The organism is uncultured Anaerococcus sp., from assembly GCF_963510915.1.
Classification (GTDB): Bacteria; Bacillota; Clostridia; order Tissierellales; family Peptoniphilaceae; genus Anaerococcus.
The window spans coordinates 1-23,941 of record NZ_CAUPHG010000019.1; the positions used below are offsets into that span (position 1 = coordinate 1).

The following is a 23,941-nucleotide window of genomic DNA, read 5'->3' on the forward strand; positions in this document are numbered from 1 at the left end:
ATTACCCAAAATTTTACCTGCAAAATAGTCCTTGGCCGATACTGATGAAAAGATAAATTCAATCATCTTTGAGCCTTTTTCTGTTGCTATATCAACGACTAGGATATTTGAGTACATGATTAGCATAAAATACATGAACATCAAAAGGATAAAGTAGGATGCATAGACAATGAGGCTTTTGCCCCTGTCAAGCTGGTTGATTTTGACATCTGCCTTGGTCGAAAAAATCCCAACTTGTTTTTCATTTAGGCCTGCATTTTTAATGTTAATAGCATTTTGGATCTCATTTGCAAGAAGGGGCAATTTTGAAAGAGCCTTACCGTCCATTGTTTTGGTCTCGATAGTAAGTTTTACCTGGCCCTTTGATTCAGAAATTTCTCCGTAAGACTCAATTTTCTCTGCCTTTAAGGCATCTTCTGCCGCATCTTTTGAAACTAGTTTATATTCATTTTCCATTCCCTTAAAGAAAGGGCTAATATTTTCATCTGCCACTATTTGATATTTATGACCGTCACTGCCAAGCTTGGCCTGATCTGACTTTGCTAGGAAATAATTAATCCCCACAGGCACTAGCATGACAAGGATTGGCACAAAAACCATGGCCCAAAAGGCAGGTGATTTTATTTGTTTTTTGAAAGAGTCTAGGGCTACTATTAATTTTCTATTCATTTTCTTCCACCTTTCTGGCAAAGATTTCATTTAGGCTTGGTGGCTCTTGGCTAAACATTTCAAGGTAGCCAAGTTTTTCTACAAGTTTATCAAAAATTCCCCTGCCATCTGCTTCATTTTCTAACCTTATTGTCCAAAGATTACCATCTCTCTTAACATCATATTGAGGGAAAATCTCTGATAAATTCTCTTCTGTCCTGACTTTTACAAGATCTTTTTCATAAGAATTTCTAATCTCATTTGGTGAACCCTTTAGGACAATTTTTCCATTTTTTAACATTATGAGCCTGTCGCAAAGGTATTCGACATTTTCCATGTTGTGGGATGAGAAAATTATAGTTGTGCCTTCTTCGTTAATTTCCTTAATTATTCCCATCAAGAGATTGGCATTGTATGGGTCAAGACCTGAAAAAGGTTCATCTAAAATTAGAAATTCCGGCTTGTAGATAAGGCTTGCCAAAAGCTGGACTTTTTGCTGGTTGCCCTTAGATAGGGATTTTATTTTATCATCCAGACTTCCTTTTATTTCAAAACGATCAAAGTAGGTTTGTAAGGTCTTTTCATCGAGGTTTCTCATTTGGTTGAGCCTTGCGAAAAATTTCACCTCTTCCCTAATTGTTTTCTTTGGTGAAAGCGAGCGTTCTTCTGGGAGAAAGCCAATTTTTTCTAGGGGAATATCTGCCATTGGACTTCCTTCGTAAAGGATTTCCCCGTCAAAGTGGTCGTAGAAATTCATCATAGAGCGAAAAAGGGTAGATTTGCCCGCCCCATTTTGGCCGATAACTCCGAAAAGTTCGCCTTTTTGTACTTCAAAAGTCACGTCATCAAGAGCCTTTAAGTCTCCGAAGTTTTTAGATAAGTTTTTTATTTCAATCATTTGTCTCTCCTGCAAAACCGTTAGTTAATATCCCTACCAAGGTTGGTATTAGGACAATTAGGGCAATTATAGGACTTATTTCTTCGTACAAAGCTGAGCAAAATAGGATTATGATGATCACTAATTGACAAATTATCATTCGCTTAAAGGCTAGGTAGCCTTTTTTGTAGTATCTCAATTTGTCCCTCTCGTCAGATTCAGCCAGGTATTTTTTATCAAAGAAAATATCAAAGGCCTCAGTTTTTCTTTCTGGTTCAATTTTTTTTGTAAGTTTATAAGTCAAATAGAACAAAAATACATTTATAAAGGTAAAGATTATCAAAATACTTGTTAGGATTATGGCATCTTCTAAAAGATTGTGGCTAAACTTGACTCTATTATATAGGATGATTATAAAAGATAAGAGAGTAAAAAGTCCCGCATCTCTCATAGAGTGTGTGTAGTCTATATATTTTGTCTCTATAAAATCGTCTTTTTTTAAACCTAGCTCTACTTCTTTTTTTGCCCTCATATAAAAATATATGGCAAGAATTGCCCATAGGGTGTTGATGACTATTGATAAAAGTAGGGCATTTTCACTTAGAAATGTATTTATTATTTCTGTAAGTCCTCCTATATTTAGTTTGTTAAAAATAAAACCTATTCCAAAACCAGCTACTAATCCTAAAAAAACCAATATAAACAGTTTACTTATGCCGATTTTCCTATTCTTTTTCATCTGTCTCCTCCAATCTAAAAATCTCATTGATATCCACACCGAGAACCTTGGCTATTGTTAGGGCCACGGTTACTGATGGGTTGTAATCTCCTCTTTCTATTAGGCTTATGGTTTGGCGGCTGACTCCTACGAGTTTGCCTAGGTCTGCTTGGTTATAACCTGCTTTTTTTCTAAAGTCCGCCAAGTTATTTATAAGATCCATCCTGCCTCCTTTCAAAATAATTGACAACTATTCTTGTCATCATTATATAATTGACAACTTTATTTGTCAAATCTTTTATTACTTTTTATAAGTTTTTAAAAATTTTAATGAAAATTCAAGACAAGCCTTCTCTTTTTAGATTTTTAGCTTATTAGAAAAATAATTTTTAATATTTTGTGTATAAATAATGAATAAAATAAAATTTTCCCGTTTTTCTATGCATTTTTTCATTTTGGTCGTATAATACCTAAAATACATAAAAAAGGAGAAAATCATGCTTGGTGCTTTTGTTAACGCTCTTGCTGTTTTTATCACAGGTCTTTTTGGCCTTAAACTTGCACATTATATAAAACCTTGCTATAAGGATGCAATTATGAAATTTTTGGCCCTCACCATTGTAGTTATAGGAATCCAATCTGCCCTCAAGGGTCATATGCTCATTATCCTTATTTCAATAATTTTAGGCGTTATTATCGGGGAATTTTTTGACCTAGAAGGAAAATTAACCCGTTTTGCCAACATGCTTAAAGATAAATTTATAAAAAACGAAGAAAATGATTTTGCAACAGGTTTTGTCTCTGGCACCCTAATTTTTTGTGTGGGTTCTCTTGGAATTTTGGGCGCAATTGAGGCTGGAGTTAGGGGAGATAATTCGATTTTATTTACCAAGGCCATTATAGATAGCCTTTCGTCAATCTTTTTGTCAACCACACTTGGAATTGGCGTTGCCTGTTCGGCTGGAATGATTTTTGCCTACGAAGGCCTTATAGCCTTGCTTTCAGGATTTTTATCACCAATACTAAGTCCTGAAATCTTGGCAAATATTTCTGGTGTTGGTGGGATTACAATCATAGCTGTTGGTCTTTCCATGCTTGATCTTGTGAAGTTCAAACTAGTAAATTCCCTACCTGCAATTGTGGTTCCTGTGATTATTGGTCTGATTTTAAATTTATTTTAAAGAAAAACCCCCATGACGGATTTTTTCCGAAATGGGGGTTGTTTTTTATATCCTGCCCCTAAGTTTGAGGGCTTTTTCTATTCTTGAAAGACTTAGGATAAAGGCAGCTTGTCTATAGTTTACCTTGTATTTTTCGGAAGTTGCAAAGACTTCTTCAATGGCCTTTCCCATATCTTTTTCTTGTTTATTCCTAACTTCTTCTTCATCCCAGTATGAGCCACTTATATTTTGTATCCATTCATAATGGCTTACAAGTACTCCGCCTGAATTTGCGAGGATATCTGGAATTAGTGGGATATTTTTCTCATTTAAAATAGCTTCTCCTGCTTCGGTCACAGGTCCATTTGCTGCTTCTACCACTAAGCTAGCCTTGATATTTCCTGCATTGGTTTCATCTATTACATTTTCTAGGGCAGCTGGTATTAAAATATCAACATCTAGGGCAAAAAATTCATCATCTGTAATTTTTTTACCTTCAATATTTAATTCTGAGCCTGTTTTTTCCTTGGCTTCTGAAATCTTTTCAATATCTAGACCCTTATCATCATAAACACCATAAGATGAATTAGGATGGTTATGGTCTTTAGAATTTATGGCAAGTAATTTTGCCCCATCTTCTACTAGGTATTTAGCAGTGTAAGATCCTACATTACCAAAACCTTGTAATGCAAAAGTAGCTCCTTTAAGGCTCTTGCCTATTTTTTCGTAGTATTTTTTTATGGTTAGATATACACCAAAGCCAGTTGCTTCTGTTCTTCCAAGGGATCCTCCCATATCGGTAGACTTGCCTGTAAAGGTTGCTATATCATTTTTGCCACCATTTAAGGCAATGTATTCATCTGTAAAATATCCCATAATTTTGGCATTGGTATTTACATCTGGAGCAGGAACGTCAATTCTTGGTCCAATGTAGTTATTGATTGCCCTTACAAAGCCACGAGAAAGAGCTTCAAGTTCTCTTTCTGAAAGTTTTTTAGGGTCAACTACGATTCCACCCTTTCCGCCACCTAAAGGAAGACCTAGGAGGGATACCTTTAAGCTCATTAGGGTAGATAAAACTTTAACTTCTTCATAAGTTACAGATTCATCAAAGCGCACACCGCCCTTGGCAGGTCCTAGGGCTGATGAATGGGCAGACCTGAAGGCCCTAAAGGTCTTGGTAGTCCCGTCATCCATCTTAACTGGAATATTGGCTTCAATTATCCTTTCAGGTTCTCTGATAATATTGTAAAAAGACTCAGAAAATCCTGCAAGATCAGATACTTCTTTTAACTTTTTTTGTAGGTTTATAAATTGATCGTAAGCTTTTGTCATATTGCCTTCTTTCATAATTTCGAATTAAACTTCTAAAGTATTATACACCCTTTTTCTCCACAAAAAAACTAGTCCTAAGACCAGTTTTTTAATTTTTTTATTTTATCCTTAGCTGCTGCCATCATTAGTTTGACCCTATTAATCTGGTTTACTTCGCTGGCACCTGGGTCGTAATCAATTGCTACTATGTTTGCTTCTGGATAGATTTCTCTGATTTTTTTCATAACGCCCTTACCGGTTATGTGGTTTGGAAGACAACCGAAAGGCTGGATACAGACAATATTTGGTGCACCCGCCTCGATTAATTCAACCATTTCTCCAGCTAAAAGCCATCCCTCGCCGGCTTGGTTGCCAAGACTTGTTACCTCACTTGCCATATCCGAAATATCGTCAATATATTTTGGTTCTTCAAAGTGAATGCTTTCCTTGAGAGCCTTTCTAATTGGCTTTCTAAAATTTTCTATAAGGACAATTCCCATCCTTGCAAGAGTCGCATTTACTGGGCTTTTGCCATAAAAATCTCTCTTTAATTCCGCATTTTTAAAACAATAAAGGAAAAAGTCTGTAAGGTCGGGAACAATTACCTCAGCGCCTTCCGCTTCAAGGACGTCTTGGAGGTGGTTGTTGGCTTCTGGGAGGAATTTTACCAAAATTTCCCCAACTATACCTGCCTTTGGGATTTCCTTATGGCAAACAGGGATTTCATCAAAATCTTTAACAATATCCTTAATGACTCTCCTGTATTTTGGCCTGTCCATAATCCTTATCTCTTCAGTTAGCCTTTCTATCCAGGATTCCTTGAGCTTATTTGTCGCATCTTTTTCAATTTCATAAGGTCTAGTTGCGTTTGAAACCCTATTTAAAAGGTCTCCTAGTAGGATTGCTCTGAGCATTTTTTTCATCAAGGGAATATTTTTAAAACTCAAAAGATCAAAACCCGGACTTTTTTCAATACCTTGGGCCGATAGGGCAATTACTGGAATATTTGGGAAGCCTGCGTCTTTTAGACCCTTTCTAATGTAACCAACATAGTTAGACGCCCTACAAGCGCCACCTGTCTGTGTCATCAAAAGGGCAATCTTATCTGTGTCATAACGTCCAGAATTAACTGCCTCTAGCATCTGACCCACGACTGTGATTGATGGATAGCAAGAATCGTTGTTGACATATTTGAGTCCCTCATTAATAACATCCTTATCAATTTTATTCAAAAATTCAATCTTATAAGGTGAATCCTTGAAGGCCCCTTCCATAATCCTAAAATGTTCTCTAGCCATTTGTGGAACGAGGATGGTATAGCCTTCATCACGCATTTGCTTGGTAAATGTAGGATTTACATAGATGTCATCTAGGTATTCGTCCTTGAAATCTATGCCTTCGATTTTTTTCTGGTTTAAAGCTTCAAGCAGGGATCTTACCCTAATTTTAACCGCTCCAAGGTTTGAAATTTCGTCAATTTTTAAGAGTGTATAGATTTTGCCTGCTGATTTTAGGATATCTTCAACCTGGTCAGTTGTCACCGCATCAAGGCCACAACCGAAGGAATTTAATTGAATTAGTTGGAGATTTTTATTTCTCGCCACATAGGCGCTTGCCCTATAAAGCCTTGCATGATAAGACCATTGGTCCAGAACTCTTAACTTATTATTCAAGTCATCAAGATTATAGGCAACAGCATCTTCAGAAAGCACTGGTATATCCATGGACTCAATCAAGTCTGCTATGCCGTGGTTGATTTCTGGGTCTATATGGTAAGGTCTACCAGCCAATACTATGCCATTTAAGCCTTTTTTATTGACCAAATCTATTAGTTCCTTGCCCTTTATCCTTATGGCATCGTGGTAGTCTTGTTGGGCTTCCCAAGCTTTTTTAACAGCATTTTCAATATGATTTTTAGATAAAATATTACCCTCGAACTCATAGCCATCAAAAACTTCTACCATCCTCTTTCTTATAATCTCTTCACTCTCAAAAGAAATATAAGGGAAGAGATATCTTATTTCCTTTAGACCATCAACATTATTTTCAATTACATCTGGATAACCAGATACAACTGGGCAATTCATGTGGTTTTTGGCCTTGTCATACTGTTTGTATTCATAAAAAACTGCTGGATAGAAAATCAAATCCGGTTTTTTTGCAATTAGGTTTTCCATATGACCGTGGGTGAGTTTTGCTGGATAACAGGCAGTTTCAGATGAAATCGAACCTAGACCCTTTTCGTAAATTTCCCTAGATGACTTATCGGATAAGACTATGTCAAAGCCAAGAGAGGTGAAAAATTTATGCCAGAATGGATAATCTTCGTAGATATTTAGGACCCTAGGTATGCCAACAGTCCCAAATCTAGCCTTTTCACCAAGTGTGTCCCTATTAAACAAGAGGTCATACTTAAACTTATACATATTAAGGTCGTCTTTGGACTTATCAAGCTTAATCCCAGCACCCCTTTCGCACCTATTGCCGGTGATAAATTTCCTGCCGTCAGAAAAAATATTTATTATTAAGGCACAGTTATTGGTACAAAGACCACATCTGGTTGATTTTTGCTGATAAGAAAAATCTTCAAGGTCAGCAAGACCTGCTAATTTAGATGTGCCTGTGGACCTGTCCTTGGCAATTAGGGCCATACCCATAGCCCCCATGAGCCCTGCAATTTCAGGTCTTGTGACATTTCTTTCAGATAATTTCTCAAAGGCTCTAAGGATGGCATCTCCATAAAAAGTGCCACCTTGAACAACTATATTTTTGCCAAGAGTCTTTGGATCTCTGATTTTAATTACCTTTTGGATGGCATTTTTAATTACCGAATAACAAAGACCTGCGGCTATATCTGCCACTTCCGCCCCTTCTTTTTGGGCCTGTTTGACCTTGGAGTTCATAAAAACTGTGCAACGAGAACCTAGGTCCGCAGGTTCTTTAGATTTGATAGCTTCTGCTTGAAATTCTTTTACATCCATAGAAACAGATGCAGCAAAGGTTGATAAAAATGACCCGCAACCAGAAGAACAAGCCTCGTTTAGCTGGATAGAATCAATTACTCCGTCCCTAATGTGCATGGCTTTCATGTCTTGGCCGCCTATATCTAAGATAAAGTCAACGTTAGGATTAAAAAATCTCGCCGCCCTGTAGTGGGCAATGGTTTCAACCTCACCATTATCAACGTGGAGGGCATTTTTTATAAAATCTTCCCCATAACCACAAATGCCAGATGATGCTATGTGGGCCTTGGGATTTTTCTTCTTGTAGGCATCTTTTAGCATGTCTATGCAAACTTCTAGAGGATTTCCCAGATTCATCCTGTAATCATCAAGGAGAATTTCCATATCTTTTGAAATCCAAACCATCTTTGAAGTTGTAGACCCAGCGTCAAGACCGACGTAGATTGGCCCTTCGTATGTGGCTAAATCTCTATATTTTACCCTAGATGTCTGGTGTCTTTTTTTGAATTCTTGATATTCTTCTTCAGATTCAAAAAGCGGTTCAAGCCTTTTTGTTGCTTCTGTTTCACTTTTATGGTTTGTGGTTAATTTTTCTATAAGGTCTGATATTTTAAGAAAGTTTCCGCCCTCGCTTGAAAGAATAGCAGCTCCCTTGGCCACATAAACTTCAGCATCTGCCGGTATGTAGAATTTATTATAGTCTTCGCCCAAAGTCTCTATAAAACGCTCTCTAAGAGCAGGCAAGAAGTGGAGAGGTCCACCCAAAAAGGTAACATTACCCCTAATCGGCCTACCACAGGCAAGGTTTGAAATTGTTTGGTTGATAACCGATTGAAAAATTGAAATAGCTATATCTTCCCTGGTTGCACCTTGGTTCATCAAAGCCTGGATGTCAGTTTTGGCAAAAACTCCACACCTAGATGCAATCGGGTAAATTTTCTGATATGATTTGGCTAATTCATTTAGGCCAAGAGCATCAGTATCAAGAAGGGATGCCATTTGGTCGATAAAGGCACCAGTACCTCCTGCACAAATCGAATTCATCCTTTGCTCAACAGAACCAGAAAGATAGGTGATTTTCGAATCTTCCCCACCAAGCTCAATTAAAACGTCAGTTTCTGGTATAAATTCCTTGATTGCCCTAGTTTCTGCTATAACTTCTTGGACAAATTCAGCTTCAATTAGGTCGGCAAGAAACATACCGCCAGAGCCTGTCACAGCCACAGTCACCCTGTCATCTTTGAATTTTTCCTCAGCGTCAGTGAGGACCTTTTTTACAGTTTCCCTCACATCCGACTTGTGACGAGTATATACAGAATATATTGTATTAAATGAATCGTCAGTCACAACCAGCTTAACGGTTGTAGAACCAACGTCTAAACCCATGTATAAATCCATATTCTCCCTCTCTATTCGAATAAATAGTATTAATTATTTATATTTATGTAGTTTTATTAAATAATTCTATTAAAATTTTATATTTCCACCTATTTTACTAGGATAAATGTACTTATATTATACCATTAATTAAATAAAGTAAAGTCCATACACCATAGTTATATAGCTAATTTTAAAAATGTGCCCAAATGTAAAATTAATTTTACAAAACAAAAGCCACTTGTTTTTCAAAAAAATTTATTAGTTGTTATTCATATTATAAATTAATTTTTATACAATAGTTATTCTTTATAGGTTAAATAAAAAAGACCCAATCATTTGATTAGATCTTTTGAAAATAAATCTCAATTATTCAATCCCACAAGCATCCTTGGCTAGCCTGTCGGCTAGGTCGTTGTATTTGTCATTGGAATGACCTTTGACTTTTACAAAGGCAATCTCTATTTGTTTTTTTCTGTCACCTATAAAGGCCTTGTAGGACTGAGTGAGGTCGTTATTTGCCTTCCAATCGCCTTCTGCCCAGGCTTGGATGCCTTGGTAGTCGTGGTGGATGATTATTTTTTTATAAGATTTTTCTATGGCAAGGTCAATGGCTAGCTCACTCGCCTTGACTTCTCCTGCCACATTCCTGTGGGTGTAGAAGGAGTCAGAATAAGCTTTTTTGAAATATTCTTCTTCGCCATCTTTAATTAGGACAACCCCTGCACCATAGGTTTTTTCAGGCAGATTAAAAGACCCATCAACATAGGCTACTACGGTGTCTGTGTCAACTTCGATTTTCTTTTCAGTCCCTTCCATAAAAGCTAGGGCCTCATCCTTACTTTTAAAGGACTTGTAAATCGCACCCGAAAATCCCCTTACTTCCTTTAAACAAGAATCCCAGGATGTGTATATCCCAGGATTTCTGCCCTTTCTTACCGCGTAGTATTTCTTCATTTATTTAAACTTTCTTTGTTTGCCCAGTAGGTTACTTGGCCAGGGCCAACTGTAAAGAGCCCGTTGCCATTTTCGTCTATGGTGATTTCTTCATTTTTGCCTGAAAGGTCAACATAGGTTGCTCCTGCTTCACTTTCACCGACAAACATTTGTTTTTCCGCCATATCTTGAATGGAAATTAAAACTGCTAGTGGCTTATGGTCTTCATCACCTCGTCTTACCCAACCAATTACAGATGGGTGGTCGAAGTAATCATCCTCTTCTCCGTAATTATAAGCCTTTCTCACAGCCATCATATTATCTAGCATATCTTTGAGTGGGTCTTTTTTTACAGGGCCAATTAGACCATAATAATCGCCCGCAAAGAGGCATGGATATCCATCTTTCCTAAATAAAATAAGGGCGTAGGCAATTTCCTTAAACCAATCTTCTACCCATGATTCAAGGGCTTGACCTGGTTGGGAGTCGTGATTATCTACAAAAGTTACAGCCTGGGCTGGAAATTCTTTGACAACTGTTCCGTCAAAGATTTTTCTCATATCATAGGAGCCCATGGACTTGCTTGCCTCCGCCATATGGAAATGTAAAGGCACGTCAAATAAATCTATCTTATAGTCTGAGTTTTGAAGGTAGTTTTCGATGGCACCTGTATTATATTGCCAAAATTCTCCAAATAAGTAGAACTTGTTTTCGCCCATCTTGTCGTATATGTGTTTAGAAAGCTCATAGATAAAGTCACCTGAGATGTGTTTGAGGGCATCATACCTAAAGCCATCAACCTTGGTTTCTTTGATAAACCAGTCAACCCATTTAAAAATCTCCGCACGAACCTCTGGATGGTTGTGATCGATATCGCAATTCATCAGATAATCGAAATTACCTTTTTCGTTGGAAACATCTTCATCCCAGTATTTACCATCGCCAAGTATCCTATAAATCGCAGAAGTCCCGCTCTTGGCATCATAATCTATACCGGTGAAGTGGTAGTAGTGCCAATTCATATCCGAATATTTATTATTTCTGCCCTTAAAATCAAAACCTGTCCAGCCTTCAATTTCTATCTCACCAGACACGTCTTCTTCCCTATTATTTTGGTCAACCATTATGGCTTTGAATTTTTCCTTAAAATCGGCATTACCCTTATGGTTTAGAACTACATCTGCATAAGATTTAATTCCTGCCTCATGAAGGTCGGCTATGGCCTTTACTAATTCGTCCTTAGTCCCATACTTGGTCCTTATTGTACCTTTTTGGTCAAATTCACCGAGGTCCCATAGGTCATAGATTCCATAACCTACATCATTATCTCCACCACCCTTACAGGCTGGTGGAAGCCAGAGAGCATCTATCCCTGCTTTTTTTAAATCCTTGGCATCTCTTGAAAGTTTTTTATAAAAGTCGCCTGACCCGTCTGTGTCCCATTCAAAAGATTGCATCATTATTTCATTTGCCATAATTACTCCTTGCAAATTTCAATTGACTTTGATGCACCAATCCTAGATGCACCGGCTTCAATCATAGCTAGGGCTTCTTTTCTGGTGTGGATACCGCCGCTCGCTTTGACTTTTGCCTTATTGCCAACAGTTTCTGCCATCAATTTCACATCTGCTACTGTCGCTCCACCGGTAGAAAAACCTGTAGAAGTCTTTACAAAATCAGCACCTGCTCCTACAGAAAGCTTACAAGCCATGATTTTTTCCTCGTCTGTCAATAGGCAAGTTTCTATAATTACCTTTAGGACCTTTGATCCAATAGCTTCTTTAATCTCTTTAATTTCGTCTTCCACATAGGCATATTCACCGTATTTGAGCCTTCCAACATTGATAACCATATCAATTTCGCTTGCTCCATCTTCTATAGCCTTTTTCGCCTCAAAAACTTTGGCTTCCTTGGCCATAGCTCCTAGTGGGAAGCCCACAACAGCAGCTATCCTTACATCCTTGTTGTAATCTTTTATAAATTTAACATTAGCCGAATTTACGCAAACTGAATAGAAATTATTAGCAATAGCCTCATCGACTAGGGTCTTAATATCAGCTAGACTTGCATCCGCTTTAAGATTTGTGTGGTCTATATATTGGTTAAGTTTCATTTTCTTCCTTCTTTTCATATTCTATTAGGGCAAGAGTTAGGTCATCCGCCATAGCCTGCCAGTTATAAGATGTTATTTTCTGATTTACAGACTCTAGGTCAGAAGTTTCTGAGAATGTTTCTCTCAACCTTTCAAGGCCAAACTCATTTCCTTCTTCGTTTTTAGCCTCAATAGCCCCATCTGTGAAAAATAATATCTTATCTCCAACTCCTAATTTTTGTTTTTTTTCTATATATTCATCTGGTTCAATAATATTTGAAATCATCCTGCCATTGGCAAGGAGATATTCCGCCTCATCCTTATCTTTTAAATAAATTAAAGGTGGGCAGTTATGGCCTGCATTTGAAAAGGCAAGGGTATTGTCCCTAAAGTCAAAAATACCTAACCACGCTGTGAAATACTGGCTAGAGTCTATTTGAAGTTTGGTGAATTTTTTCCTTAGATTTAAGAAAACTTGGCTTGGAGAATAATCTGGGTGCTTATCAAAAATCGCCGCCATAGTCACCTTTAAGAACATTGTCATAATTGAAGCCTTAACCCCGTGACCCATGACATCTGCTATATAAAAAGCAACCCTACTTTCATCTATTTTTATCAAATCATAGATATCCCCTGACACATCATCAGCTGGATTATAAATACCAGACAGGCTAAGCTTACCATAGATTCCACTTTTGGGAAGGATTGATGACTGGATGCGCCTTACGAAACGAATATCATCAAGCATGGCCTTATTTGCATTATATAGGTCGATTTTAAGGATAGACTCACTTGTAATATCCCTATAAACTTCAATAGTTCCTGTAAAGGTATCTCCAAGGTAGATTGGACTTGTTTTTATGGAGTAATACTTCCCATCGATGAGTTTTTCTTCAATCATGGTAGCATTCTGGGCTAGACTATTGGAATTTGAAATAATTAAATCTATATTTTCATCTAGGTAATCTTTGAGTTTAGGACTGGATTTAAGGGCTTCTTTTAGGGCTTGGTTAATAAAGGTAACATCGCCAAAATTATCTATAATCCTTACCCAATCATCCATTGCATTAAGGATAAAAAAGTTGAAATTCTCTTGTATGTTTTTATTTTTTTCTAAATCCCTTGTCATCTTTACCCCTTAGTTTTCACTAATATGACTATATCATTTTTAAGATACTAATTCAATGTAATCTAGCCTTGCTAATAAGTTATAAATTCCTAGCATATTCTTATTTGTAAGGACAAAAAACAGTCTAGGAATTTGCTAGACTGTAATTTTGTCATATTTTTTTCTCAAAACTTATAATGATTTCTTCAAATTCATCCAAAAGAGCCTTCTGATTTTCTATAATCTTTGATAACTTGGCTTTTTTGTCTGGTGCCATGTAGTTATTTTGCATATATTCTTCAGCGTAGTAAACCATATTTTTATTTTCTTCAAAGGCTTGTCTAAGAGCTGCTACTGTGGCAACGAATCTAAAATGTTCTTCTGAAAACTTTGGATCTTCCACCCAAAATTCACATGAATCTATAAATTGCTGGGCTGCAAAATCTATTGCTTCTTGGTCGCTAGTATCCTCTTTTCTCATCATTTTAAGAGTCTTTAAATCATCCATAAGACCATTATACTTACTCTTACTATATTTTTTCTTATCCAACTTTTCGCCTATAGCTATGGCCTTATCAAGTAACTTATAGTCTACCGGATCTCCACCTAGTATAAATTTAACTGAATATTCTATTGGATAAGCTAATCCATTATCATAAACCCCATCTACACTTATTTTGTAATTAACCAATAAATTTTTCTTTAAATCAGCTCCAAAAATCAAGGCCTGGCTATATCCGTAACCTTTTCTGCTGATTGTTAGTCCATTATTTAGGCTATAGGTCTTCTTAAATCCAGATTTTAAATCTTGTACTGTTACACTAGCATCATCTGAAACTTCTAAGCTGTTGCCTACTATAACTGAAAATGGTGCTTGTTTGTCAATAAGTTCTAGTATGGTATTTGCTGCAGGATAGACTACTACATTTTTATGCTCTACATAGCCCCCATCAAATACATAGGTAGCAGCAAAACCTTCGACATATCCTATACCAACATTTTTAAGGTTTGGCAGTAAGAGCCATCTCCTATGGCCAAGATCATACATATTACTATAGTCTTCATCATTCATGCAACCTTCTATTATTCCGTAAGGAGTTACATATCCCGCACCGAGATTTGATTCCGCGCATCCCTTCAAACCATCTTTAATAAATTCGCTATTTGGGTCTAAGCCAGCTGGAACAGATGCCTGATGAGATATGGTACCATTCAAATAAGAAATCGCAGAAGCTGCCTGTGCTTTTTTGCTAAGGTCAGGGACTTCAGCTACAGGACTTAAACCTGTCATATACCTGTAGGTATTGATTAAATGAAGTGTATCTTCTATAGCATTAGAACGTAGTAGACCCCTCTCACCTTTTTGTGGATTAGGACTAGATAGGTATATGCTCCTATTATTAAAACCCCCACCAGGTTTTGTAAACTTAGCCCCGCAAAAATCTATTTTTTCGCTAGCACTAGTTTCATAAGAACGCCAATAGTTTCGAACTTCTTCCGCACTTGGCATAGGCTGAGTAATACCTATTGTTTCATTATTAGAAAGCAAACTACCAGTATCCATATATGTTTCGTCAGCCAAACTTGTTCCTAGGGGTATTAGCAAACCAGCAAGCAAGGCCAGCCTAAGTATTTTTTTGATTTTCATTTTTACTCCTTTACTAAATTATTATATTGATATAATTATATCATATATAAAATATTTTTAAAAATCAAAAAACCAGCCTAGCATTTATCCTAGGACTGGTTTACTTTTTTATACTCTTTGTTCGTAGGAAATGATGATTTCTTCAAATTGAACCAAGAGAGCCTTCTGATTTTCTATAAGTCTTGCTAACTTAGATTTTTTATCTGGTCTCATGTAGTTATTTTGCATATATTCTTCAGCATAGCGAACCATATTTTTATTATCTTCAAAGGCTTGTCTTAATGCTTTTACTATTTCCCTAAATTTTTTCTTATCTTCAGTTTCTAGGATTTTTTGCATTCTCTTATAATAGTCACTGAATAAATTCTTATATCCGTCTATGGTGTAGATTTTTCCAATTGGATTAGAGCTCATAACTAGGGAATGGACGTTCCATTCATTTTCTCCCCTTCTTACTGCATAACCCGCAGCCTTATCAGGTCTGTTATAATCAACCATATTTATATAGTGACCAACTGTCCTTGGAGAACTATTTACCCTGTCGCCAAACTTGGATTTCATAGCTTTAACATTTTCTGGTTTTGAAAGAAATGATGACATTTGCTTTAAGTCTGTATATCCTATGCTCCTTAGATAATCATAAAGAACTTTTTCATTATCCCACCATTGTTGAATAGCTCTTTGGCCATTCTTTTCAAAATTCCAGGCTAAGTTCTCACTAGTTGGAAATACGCCTGCATGGCCAATAACTCTTGCTGAATAGTTTGCATTGGCTTGGGCTGCTGCCATCAAATAACTGGTTATACCAATATCATTTAATTCCTTACCATCAATTCCTTTATCATTCTGTCTTTTAGCTTGAACCAAGACAATATTATCGATTGATCTTTTCATATTATCCATATTAAGTGAGTTTTCAGTCTTGTTTCTCTCACTTGCATTTAAAAAATTGCCCCTTTGATTATCTACCCTAGTTAAGGCATAGACTGCTTCGTATTCATTATTTTCTAAATAAAATCCTAGAGCACCCTTGTCCCATTTTTCTTGGTCTGACAAGGCTTCATATTTTACTTTTTCTTCCTCAAAAACATTTTTAAGTGTATCATAATCTACACGAGGGCCTCCCATTTGTAATTGCTTAGGCTTATAATTATATTCACCATTGTCATTTGTTTGTTGGTTAGTAGGGTTTGAATTATTATTTTTAAAATTGTTATTATCGTTGATATATTTTTTGAAACTATCTAAGGCTTGATTTGAATCTGATTGGCTTAAACCCAATTTAGATTTTAGATAAGCTTGCATCTTATAAAGGTCTTCTAAGTCTTTTTCCAAGCCAAGCTTAGTAAAGGTCTTGATTCCTTGACCTCTCCAGTCAATTTTTATTTCATCATAGTTAGAGCCTTTTATGATTGATAGGATGTATTCTTTTTCAAAAATTTCATCAGTAACCAAAGTTAGTTGATGTTTGATCTCATCCTTGTTGCTATCATAATCACCAGCCTCAGTGATTTCAAACTCTCCAACTTCTGTCTTATATCCCTCTACATCTTCATTGGCAAAAGATTTTTCAGTCATTAAAAAACTTACAGACAAGGCGAGGGTTAAGATTAGCTTATTTACTTTCATTATTAACTCCTTTTTATTATTATCTCCTTCAATTATAACATAGTTAATTATTAATAAAAAATCGAGCCTTATATATGTGTTTTAAAATTAAGGAATAATAAAAAAATCAGGGAATTTTTCATCCCTGATTATTGACTTACATATCATTGCCCCAACACTTTGATTGGAAGTTAAGGTGCAAGGCCTAGATTTCTGCTTGAAGTGATGCTTCTAACATTGATAAATATTGTTCTGCAAGCTCTATATTTTCTTTCATATTTTTTATCAATTGTTCTATTTTGCTTCTCTTGCTTGCGTCAACCTTGCTTTGTTGTGCATATTTTTCTGCCAAAACTACTATTTCTCTAGCATTGCCTACTACCTCTTTCAATTGGTTGTAAGTTATTCTCATACGCACTCTTTTATTAAATTTTTCCATGCTAAAGTTTGAATGTTTATCTGAAGAATCTTTGTTGTTAGTATTAGCAAAATTATAATTATAGTTTCTATTCTTATTAGAGCCTTTAGGATTTTCTAAGCCGTAAATCTTATTTTCAATCTCTTTTATCTTTTGATCTAAGGCTTTGACTTGTCCTTCAAGAGTCTTAACTTTTTTTAGCTCATCTGAATTTTCTAAATCCTTAATTTGAGCCTTTAACTTTTCAAGATCTGCCCTATCGCTTTCAAGCTCTTTCTTTGCCCTTCCTATATCAATAGAAGTGATATTTCCTAGATTTTTTTGTTCATTGCTTAGGATTTTATCTTCTGCTTCTAGGTCTCTTATATTTTTTACTTTCTTCCCAAGTTCAGCATCTGCTTCTTCGACCTTTCTTTTCAGGTCTTCTAGGATATGAGCATTAGGATTACCTTTCTTTATATTTGTTAAATATTTCTTAAAGTCTCTTAAAGCTTCAAGAGAACTACTGCTTAAATCATGAGTTTCCTGAGCGTTAGCAAATTTTCTACCCATCTTTGATAGGAGATTATTTTTAAGAGTTTTTTGTTCGTTTTCGTGTTTATTTAAATCTTTTATTATATCACTTTTTTTCTGCTCTTGTATGCCTGCTAAATCTGTTAATTCTTTTTTATTTACTTCTACAAACTTATCCTCGCCATCTTTTATTTTTTTCTTAAGCCACTCTGCTGTTTCCCTAGCTTTTGCAATCTCTTTTTGCTTATTAGCCTCATTTTCTAGGATTTTCTCGTAGGAATCAGTTGCCTCTTCTTTTTCTTTTATAGCTTTCTTCAAATCCTCGTAAGCTTTCTGAACTTCTTCCACCTTTTCCTTTTCAATATTTTCAAGCTTCTCATCAGTTATAGTCCCATTTTTATATTCGGTTTGGTAATTAAGGCCATGTTCTTCTTTCTTGAAAGCATTGTGATTGGTGTTTCTCTCATCCTCACGTCTTGCTATTTCTCTATTAAGCTCTTCGATTTTCCTATTCTTTTCTTCTATTTCACCTTCAAGCCTTTTATATTCGTCGTTATCTTTTTTAGCTTGGTCAAGAGAGTTTTTCTTAAAGGTCTTATATTCTTCAGTGTTTATTTTATCCACATTGGCTGATTTTTTTTCAAATTCATCAAAGAAATCTTCTATGCTTTTCTTTTTTCCATAAGCTTGGTAAAATTCTTTTTCCTTTACCGCTAGTTCTTCTTTAAGTCTGTCCCTCTGCTTCTTTACTTGCTCGTATGAATTTTCTGCTTTTTCATATTCTTCTTTTAAATCTTTAACCTTATCACTGTTGGTAAAGTCCTCGCCCTTGCTTGGATTGTCCTGTTCTTTTTTTAGATTGGCCTTGGCTTTATTCAAAGTATCTAGAGCTGCATCTGCTTCCTTTGTAGCCTTTTGACTTCTTTGGTTAAGATCTTTTATTTTTTCTTCTACTTCTTTTACTTTTTCTTCTTTTTCTACGATTGCTTCATTCTTCTTTATGCTTTCTTTGACAGTAGCAAGCTTATCAAGGTTTGATTGCTTTTCTTCTTCTATTTTGGAAGCTTCCTTCCTTGCCTCATCTAATTCTTTTTGAATCTTATCTCTTTCTTCTTGGGTTTTTTGAAGATTTTCCTTAGCTAGATCCAACTCTGACTTTGCTTTTTCACCAACATTTTTAACTTCATCTGCCCTTACTGATTCAACGCCACCTAAAAACGGCAGGACTGTGGCCATTACTAAACTTGTAACTATAATTTTTTTCTTCATATTCTATCTCCTAAAATTTTATATTTTTATATTAAATTATTCGATGTTAAATTTAAGTTAAGGAGATAATTTTTTTATTTTTACCTATAAGGTTGAAATCCCAAGCTTACCCAACACTTGTTTTTAGATTGAGTAGCTTGCAAATACCATTTTTAATATGGTTAATACATTTTAAATACAAAAAAACAGCCACTTGGACTGGTTTATCCTATCATATTTTTTTCTCAAAGCCCCTAATTATTTCTTCAAATTCATCTAGGAGTTTTTTTGATTTTCTACAATTTTTGCTAACTTAGCTTTTTTATCTGGTGCCATATAGTTCTTTTTCATATATTCTTCAGCATAGCGAACCATATTTTTATTTTCTTCAAAGGCTTGCCTTAATGCTTTTACTGTATCCCTAAATAGTTTTTTATCTTTATCTTTTTCTATTGCTTGCTCATAAACTTACTTCATATGTTCATTTTCAGATGTGCTGTTATAATAAATTTCTAGTGCGTTTAAATAATTTGTTTTTTCTTTTTTGCTAATGATTTTAACGCACTTGTCTTATCCCTATATGATTCGTATAGGGCTTTTCTTTTTGCCTTTGCTTCTTTGTCTTCTGCTTCAGTTTTTTCTGTGTTGGCTGGATTTTCGTTATTTTCTTTTGCCTTATTTCTTTCTTTATCTTGACTAAATGCCATATAATCCCCATAAACTTCAGAAATTTTACTGAATCCCTTGTCTTTGACTGACTCAAGTCGGCTTATAAAAGATTGCTTTTCATCGTCAGATAAATTGCGATCTGCGCTTATTACTCTTTTGAAATAATCATAATCGCTTTCATTCTCAAGTTTATTTATAGATCCTTCTAAAGATCAAAACGTAACTTCTGTCGCACGCGCTTTGCTTGCAAAACCACCTGTTGCTAATAAAATTGCCATAGCTCCTGCTAGGATTTTTTGATTTGTTTTCATATATTTCATCCATTGATTATATAAATTCTTGTCTTTTTCCTTTATTGCATTACTGTTATTCTGGTACTATTAATTCTATCCTTTGCAATTTTTTAACATTTTTACTAGTGCATATACTCCCGTTTTTAGATTCAAATATAAGCAGTATTTTAAGAACTAATTTTAAAATAATTTTCCTAAAGTTTCTACAATAGAAAAAACCACTCTCTTTTGAGAGTGGTCTTTATTTAAATTATAATCTAAATAAATTATTTAAGCCCACAGCCGCGAATTTTGGGCTTTTGTAACTTATACTAGTTCAATGATTGCGCGTTCTGAGCCGTCGCCTCTTCTTGGTCCTAGTTTTAGTACTCTTGTGTATCCACCGTTTCTGTTTTCGTATTCTGGAGCGATTTCAGAAAATAGTTTTTGTACAAGTTTTGGCTCGTAAAGATAGCTTGCTGCTTGTCTTCTTGTGTGAAGTGTATTTCTCTTTCCTAGGGTAATCATCTTGTCTGCCATTTTTTGTGTTTCTTTAGCTCTTGTTAGGGTAGTTTCAATTCTACCGTGTTCAAGTAGTGAACCCACTAGGTTTCTAAGCATAGCATCTCTATGGTCTGTTCTTCTACCAAGTTTTCTTTTGCCTGCCATATTTCCTCCTATTCATCTTTTAAGGAAAATCCAAGTTCATGGATTTTGTCTATTACTTCTATTAGTGATTTTTTACCGAAGTTTTTGATTGTCTTTAGTTCAGATTCTGGAACTGCTATTATATCTGCCACTGAGTTGAAGCCTGCTCTTTTTAGACAGTTAAATGACCTAAGTGATAGGTCTAGTTCTTCTATGGTTTTTCCTAAATCTTCGTTTAAATCATCTTCTACTATTTCTTCTTCTACTTCAATTTCTTCTGGTGGGAATGTCTTTCCTGGAAGTTCCTTGAAGAATGAGAAGTTGTCAATTAAGATTGATGATCCTTCTGCTAGGGCTTCTTGTGGAGTTACTGTTCCATTTGTCCATACTTCTATAATTAGCTTATCAAAGTCTGTTGATTCTCCTACCCTGGTGTTTTCAACTGTGAAGTTTACTTTTTCTACTGGGGTGAAGGATGAATCGATAGCGATAGTTCCTATAGGATCTTTGTCGTCTTTGTTGTCTTCAGATATCCTATAGCCATTTCCATTTGTAACGTCCATAGCAATTGATAGTTTGCTTTTATCATTTACTGTTGCTATATAATGGTCTGGATTTGCTATTTCAACTAAGGCATCTTCTTTTATATCTTTGGCTGTTACTATCTTTGGTCCTTCTATTTCTAGAAATAATGTTACATCTTCGTCTGAATGTTTTTTTACATTTAAACCTTTTATGTTTAATATTATTTCTGGAACGTCTTCAACTACTCCATCAATTATAGAAAATTCATGAAGTACTCCATCGATTAGTATTTTTGAGACGCTAGAACCAGGTAAGGATGATAAGAGCACCCTTCTCATGCTGTTTCCAATGGTTGTACCATATCCTCGCTCAAGTGGATATAGGGCGAATTTTCCATAATGGTCTTCTTCGTTTATATCCAATATCTCTATATTAGTTTCTATTTTATCGATCATGGTAGCTCCTTAGTTCTAACTATTACTTAATCCTACTTAGAGTAGAACTCTACTATCATACGTTCTTCAACTGGAATGTCTATTTCTTCTCTTGTTGGGAACTTTTCTACTTTCACTTTTAGGTTTTCTATATCACTATTTAACCATTCAACTACACCAAAGGCTGCATTTACTTCTTTGATGGTTTTAAATAGTGAGCTTGATTTAGATTTTTCTCTAACTTCGATTACATCACCTTCTTCTACTAAGTATGATGGGATGTCTACTTGCTTACCATTTACTAATAAGTGTCCGTGAGTTACGATTTGTCTAGCTTCTCTTCTTGTTCTAGCAAGACCTGATCTGAAGGCTATGTTATCTAGTCTTCTTTCGCAAAGGATTATAAGTTGTTCACCTGTTTGTCCTTTCATTCTGCTTGCTTTGTCGTAGTAGCCTCTAAATTGTTTTTCACTTACTCCGTAGATGAATTTTGCTTTTTGTTTTTCTCTTTGTTGCATACCATATTCAGATAGTTTGCTTCTTCTTTTTGGAAGAGCTCTATTTGAAGAACCTGTGTATCCTAGGTAGGCTGGAGAAATTCCTAAAGCTCTCGCTCTTTTGTATACTGGATCTTTGCTTACTGCCATAATATCTCCTTATTAAACTCTTCTTCTCTTTGGTGGTCTACAACCATTGTGTGGGATTGGTGTTACGTCTTTAATCATTGTAACTTCAAGTCCTGCTGCTTGTAGGCTTCTGATTGCTGCTTCTCTTCCTGAACCTGGTCCTTTTACATAAACTTCTACAGTTTTTAGACCTTGATCGATTGCGATTTTAGCTGCTGTTTCTGCTGCTTCACCTGCTGCGAATGGAGTAGATTTTCTACTTCCTCTAAAGCCTAATTGTCCTGCGCTTGCCCAAGAGAGTGCGTTTCCTTGCATATCAGTAAGTGTTACCATTGTATTATTGAATGTTGATGAAATGTGTGCTTGACCACGTTCAACATTCTTTTTAACTCTTCTTCTACCTTTGGTAGATTTTTTTCCTTTTGGAGCCATCTATTAACCCTTTCTGCTTTTTCTTGTTCTTGCGTTGTTCTTTGTGTTTTGACCTCTTACTGGAAGACCGTTTTTATGTCTAAGTCCTCTATAAGAACCATTTTCTCTTAGTGCCTTGATGTTAAGACTTACTTCTCTTCTTAGGTCACCTTCGATTGTGTAATGGTCTAACTCTTCACGAATCATACCAAGTTCGTCTTCTGTAAGGTCTTTCATCTTTGTATCAGGATTGATTCCTGTGTTTTTTAAAATTTCATTAGCAGTTGCTCTTCCTACACCATAAATATATGTTAGTCCAATTTCTGCTCTTTTTTCTCTAGGTAAATCTATACCAGCTATTCTTGGCATTGTACCCTCCTAACCTTGTCTTTGTTTGTGTTTTGGATTTTCGCAGATTACCATAACTTTACCGTTTCTTTTGATAATCTTGCACTTATCACACATTTTTTTTACTGATGCTCTAACTTTCATGTTTGCTCCTAACTTTAGTTTATATCTTTTTAGATTTAACTTTCTTGTGTGCTTTTATGCTTTGTTTTAAAGTTAATGCCCTTTGCCTTAGTAATTATACCTGTAAAGTTTTTCGGGCTCACTTCGTTTGCCTCGAAAATGAAGGATTTTTCAAATCCTTCACCCAAGATGATGGGACTAGCCGATAAAGCGCCGGCCTATTTCTTTCTCCAAGTAATTCTACCTTGGCTAAGATCATAAGGAGATAACTCTACAGTTACTGTATCTCCTTCTAATATTCTAATGCTGTTCATACGAAGCTTGCCTGATATGTGAGCTTGTACTTCATGTCCATTATCAAGTCTTACCCTAAATATTGCATTAGGCATTGCCTCGATAACTTCTCCTGTAACTTCTATAGCATCTTTCTTTGACATTGATAGAACCTCCTTTATAAATTTTCTAAAATGTCTATTGAACGCTTTTGTTTTATCAACGACTTTGTTCTAGAAATCTGTGTAAGATTCTATCACATCTAATTTTTTCTTAGCATAAATTAGTTTACTTTCCTAATTTATCGTTAAATTCGTTAAAAACTTCTTCTGGAGTTCTAGCGCCATCTATTCTTATTAACTTACCTGCCTTCTCATAGTAGTCTATAAGAGGACTTGTGAAGTCATTATATACTGAAATTCGGTTTTTAACCGTTTCTTCGTTGTCATCATTTCTCTGGATTAACTTGCCGCCACACTTATCACATGTTCCTTCTTCTGAAGGCTTGTTGTTATGGATGTGGTAGGTTGCTCCACAGTCTGGACAAACTCTCCTGCCAGTTATTCTTTCAATTAGGATTTCATCATCTACATTAAAATAAACTACATGGCTTATTTCAGTATTTCTTTTTGCCATTCCCTCATCTAGGGCCTTGGCTTGGCTTAGATTTCTAGGGAAACCATCGAATAATACAATTCTTTCGTCCCTATCTTCTACTTTGTCGAAGGCATCCCATACCAAATCAATTGTTAATTCATCTGGTACAAGATCTCCTCTATCCATATAAGATTTCGCTTTCATTCCCAGTTCAGTTTTATTTGAGATATTGTATCTGAATATATCACCTGTTGCTATCTGAACTGCATCTAATCTATCTATTATTTTACTTGATAGCGTACCCTTTCCAGCTCCTGGAGGGCCTAACAATATTATATTCATTTCTTACCTGTTTAAAAATCCTTTATATTGCTTCATTGTCATCAT

23 protein-coding genes are annotated in these 23,941 nt (G+C 35.6%); 1 reads left to right on the plus strand and 22 read right to left on the minus strand.

What is annotated here, in order from left to right:
* The 4 genes from RQ893_RS02855 to RQ893_RS02870 all read right to left on the minus strand — a co-directional run.
* Window positions 1-669 (minus strand): ABC transporter permease (locus RQ893_RS02855; protein WP_311481541.1); only part of this gene is annotated, 669 nt, incomplete at its 3' end.
* The gene (locus RQ893_RS02860) at window positions 662-1,546 is read right to left on the minus strand and encodes an ATP-binding cassette domain-containing protein (protein WP_311481542.1); all 885 of its coding nucleotides are present in this window, start codon (window positions 1,544-1,546) and stop codon (window positions 662-664) included. The genes RQ893_RS02860 and RQ893_RS02855, both read right to left, overlap by 8 nt.
* Window positions 1,539-2,264, minus strand: a complete 726-nt coding sequence (locus RQ893_RS02865; protein ID WP_311481543.1) for a DUF3169 family protein — start codon at window positions 2,262-2,264, stop codon at window positions 1,539-1,541. Before RQ893_RS02865 ends, RQ893_RS02860 begins: the two co-directional genes overlap by 8 nt.
* Window positions 2,251-2,466, minus strand: coding sequence for a helix-turn-helix transcriptional regulator (locus tag RQ893_RS02870; RefSeq protein ID WP_311481544.1), 216 nt, complete (start codon window positions 2,464-2,466; stop codon window positions 2,251-2,253). The genes RQ893_RS02865 and RQ893_RS02870 overlap by 14 nt, the downstream gene beginning before the upstream one ends.
* Window positions 2,467-2,740: 274 nt before the next feature.
* Here RQ893_RS02870 and RQ893_RS02875 point away from each other — a divergent pair, with 274 nt between their 5' ends.
* Window positions 2,741-3,424 (plus strand): DUF554 domain-containing protein, encoded by a 684-nt coding sequence (locus tag RQ893_RS02875; RefSeq protein ID WP_311481545.1) that lies wholly within the window; start codon window positions 2,741-2,743, stop codon window positions 3,422-3,424.
* Window positions 3,425-3,469: 45 nt separating this feature from the next.
* Here RQ893_RS02875 and RQ893_RS02880 read toward each other — a convergent pair whose 3' ends face one another.
* The 18 genes from RQ893_RS02880 to RQ893_RS02965 form a co-directional block, all read right to left on the minus strand.
* Window positions 3,470-4,738, minus strand: coding sequence for a Glu/Leu/Phe/Val dehydrogenase (locus RQ893_RS02880; protein WP_311481546.1), 1,269 nt, complete (start codon window positions 4,736-4,738; stop codon window positions 3,470-3,472).
* Between the two features lie 74 nt (window positions 4,739-4,812).
* Window positions 4,813-9,078, minus strand: a complete 4,266-nt coding sequence (locus tag RQ893_RS02885) for an acyl-CoA dehydratase activase-related protein (protein WP_311481547.1) — start codon at window positions 9,076-9,078, stop codon at window positions 4,813-4,815.
* A gap of 348 nt (window positions 9,079-9,426) precedes the next feature.
* The gene (locus tag RQ893_RS02890) at window positions 9,427-10,014 is read right to left on the minus strand and encodes a ribonuclease H family protein (protein ID WP_311481548.1); all 588 of its coding nucleotides are present in this window, start codon (window positions 10,012-10,014) and stop codon (window positions 9,427-9,429) included.
* On the minus strand, window positions 10,011-11,468 hold the full coding sequence (locus tag RQ893_RS02895) for an alpha-amylase (protein ID WP_311481549.1): 1,458 nt from the start codon (window positions 11,466-11,468) through the stop codon (window positions 10,011-10,013). Before RQ893_RS02895 ends, RQ893_RS02890 begins: the two co-directional genes overlap by 4 nt.
* 2 nt (window positions 11,469-11,470) lie before the next feature.
* Window positions 11,471-12,106, minus strand: coding sequence for a deoxyribose-phosphate aldolase (deoC, locus tag RQ893_RS02900; protein WP_311481550.1), 636 nt, complete (start codon window positions 12,104-12,106; stop codon window positions 11,471-11,473).
* Complete coding sequence (locus RQ893_RS02905) at window positions 12,096-13,214, minus strand: SpoIIE family protein phosphatase (RefSeq protein ID WP_311481551.1); 1,119 nt, start codon at window positions 13,212-13,214, stop codon at window positions 12,096-12,098. Before RQ893_RS02905 ends, deoC begins: the two co-directional genes overlap by 11 nt.
* 151 nt (window positions 13,215-13,365) lie before the next feature.
* On the minus strand, window positions 13,366-14,841 hold the full coding sequence (locus tag RQ893_RS02910; protein WP_311481552.1) for a CAP domain-containing protein: 1,476 nt from the start codon (window positions 14,839-14,841) through the stop codon (window positions 13,366-13,368).
* 108 nt (window positions 14,842-14,949) lie between these two features.
* Window positions 14,950-16,470 carry a hypothetical protein gene (locus RQ893_RS02915; protein WP_311481553.1) on the minus strand — a complete coding sequence of 507 codons (1,521 nt, stop codon included), beginning with the start codon at window positions 16,468-16,470 and terminating at the stop codon, window positions 14,950-14,952.
* Window positions 16,471-16,654: 184 nt separating this feature from the next.
* On the minus strand, window positions 16,655-18,649 hold the full coding sequence (locus RQ893_RS02920) for a hypothetical protein (RefSeq protein WP_311481554.1): 1,995 nt from the start codon (window positions 18,647-18,649) through the stop codon (window positions 16,655-16,657).
* Window positions 18,650-19,149: 500 nt separating this feature from the next.
* Window positions 19,150-19,335, minus strand: a complete 186-nt coding sequence (locus RQ893_RS02925; protein ID WP_311481555.1) for a hypothetical protein — start codon at window positions 19,333-19,335, stop codon at window positions 19,150-19,152.
* A gap of 561 nt (window positions 19,336-19,896) precedes the next feature.
* Window positions 19,897-20,238, minus strand: coding sequence for a 50S ribosomal protein L17 (gene rplQ / locus RQ893_RS02930; RefSeq protein ID WP_311481556.1), 342 nt, complete (start codon window positions 20,236-20,238; stop codon window positions 19,897-19,899).
* 8 nt (window positions 20,239-20,246) lie between these two features.
* Window positions 20,247-21,197: a DNA-directed RNA polymerase subunit alpha gene (locus RQ893_RS02935; RefSeq protein WP_311481557.1), complete on the minus strand. Its 951-nt coding sequence runs from the start codon at window positions 21,195-21,197 to the stop codon at window positions 20,247-20,249.
* Window positions 21,198-21,229: 32 nt separating this feature from the next.
* Window positions 21,230-21,823 (minus strand): 30S ribosomal protein S4, encoded by a 594-nt coding sequence (gene rpsD / locus RQ893_RS02940; RefSeq protein WP_311481558.1) that lies wholly within the window; start codon window positions 21,821-21,823, stop codon window positions 21,230-21,232.
* 12 nt (window positions 21,824-21,835) lie between these two features.
* Entirely contained in the window at window positions 21,836-22,234 is a 399-nt protein-coding gene (rpsK, locus tag RQ893_RS02945; RefSeq protein ID WP_004826876.1) for a 30S ribosomal protein S11, read from the minus strand.
* A gap of 3 nt (window positions 22,235-22,237) precedes the next feature.
* Window positions 22,238-22,582, minus strand: a complete 345-nt coding sequence (gene rpsM, locus RQ893_RS02950) for a 30S ribosomal protein S13 (RefSeq protein WP_311481559.1) — start codon at window positions 22,580-22,582, stop codon at window positions 22,238-22,240.
* A gap of 9 nt (window positions 22,583-22,591) precedes the next feature.
* Window positions 22,592-22,705: a 50S ribosomal protein L36 gene (gene rpmJ / locus RQ893_RS02955; RefSeq protein ID WP_004818043.1), complete on the minus strand. Its 114-nt coding sequence runs from the start codon at window positions 22,703-22,705 to the stop codon at window positions 22,592-22,594.
* Window positions 22,706-22,902: 197 nt separating this feature from the next.
* Window positions 22,903-23,121 (minus strand): translation initiation factor IF-1, encoded by a 219-nt coding sequence (infA, locus tag RQ893_RS02960; RefSeq protein ID WP_311481560.1) that lies wholly within the window; start codon window positions 23,119-23,121, stop codon window positions 22,903-22,905.
* Window positions 23,122-23,245: 124 nt separating this feature from the next.
* Window positions 23,246-23,896, minus strand: a complete 651-nt coding sequence (locus RQ893_RS02965) for an adenylate kinase (protein ID WP_311481561.1) — start codon at window positions 23,894-23,896, stop codon at window positions 23,246-23,248.
* Window positions 23,897-23,941 lie beyond the last annotated feature (45 nt).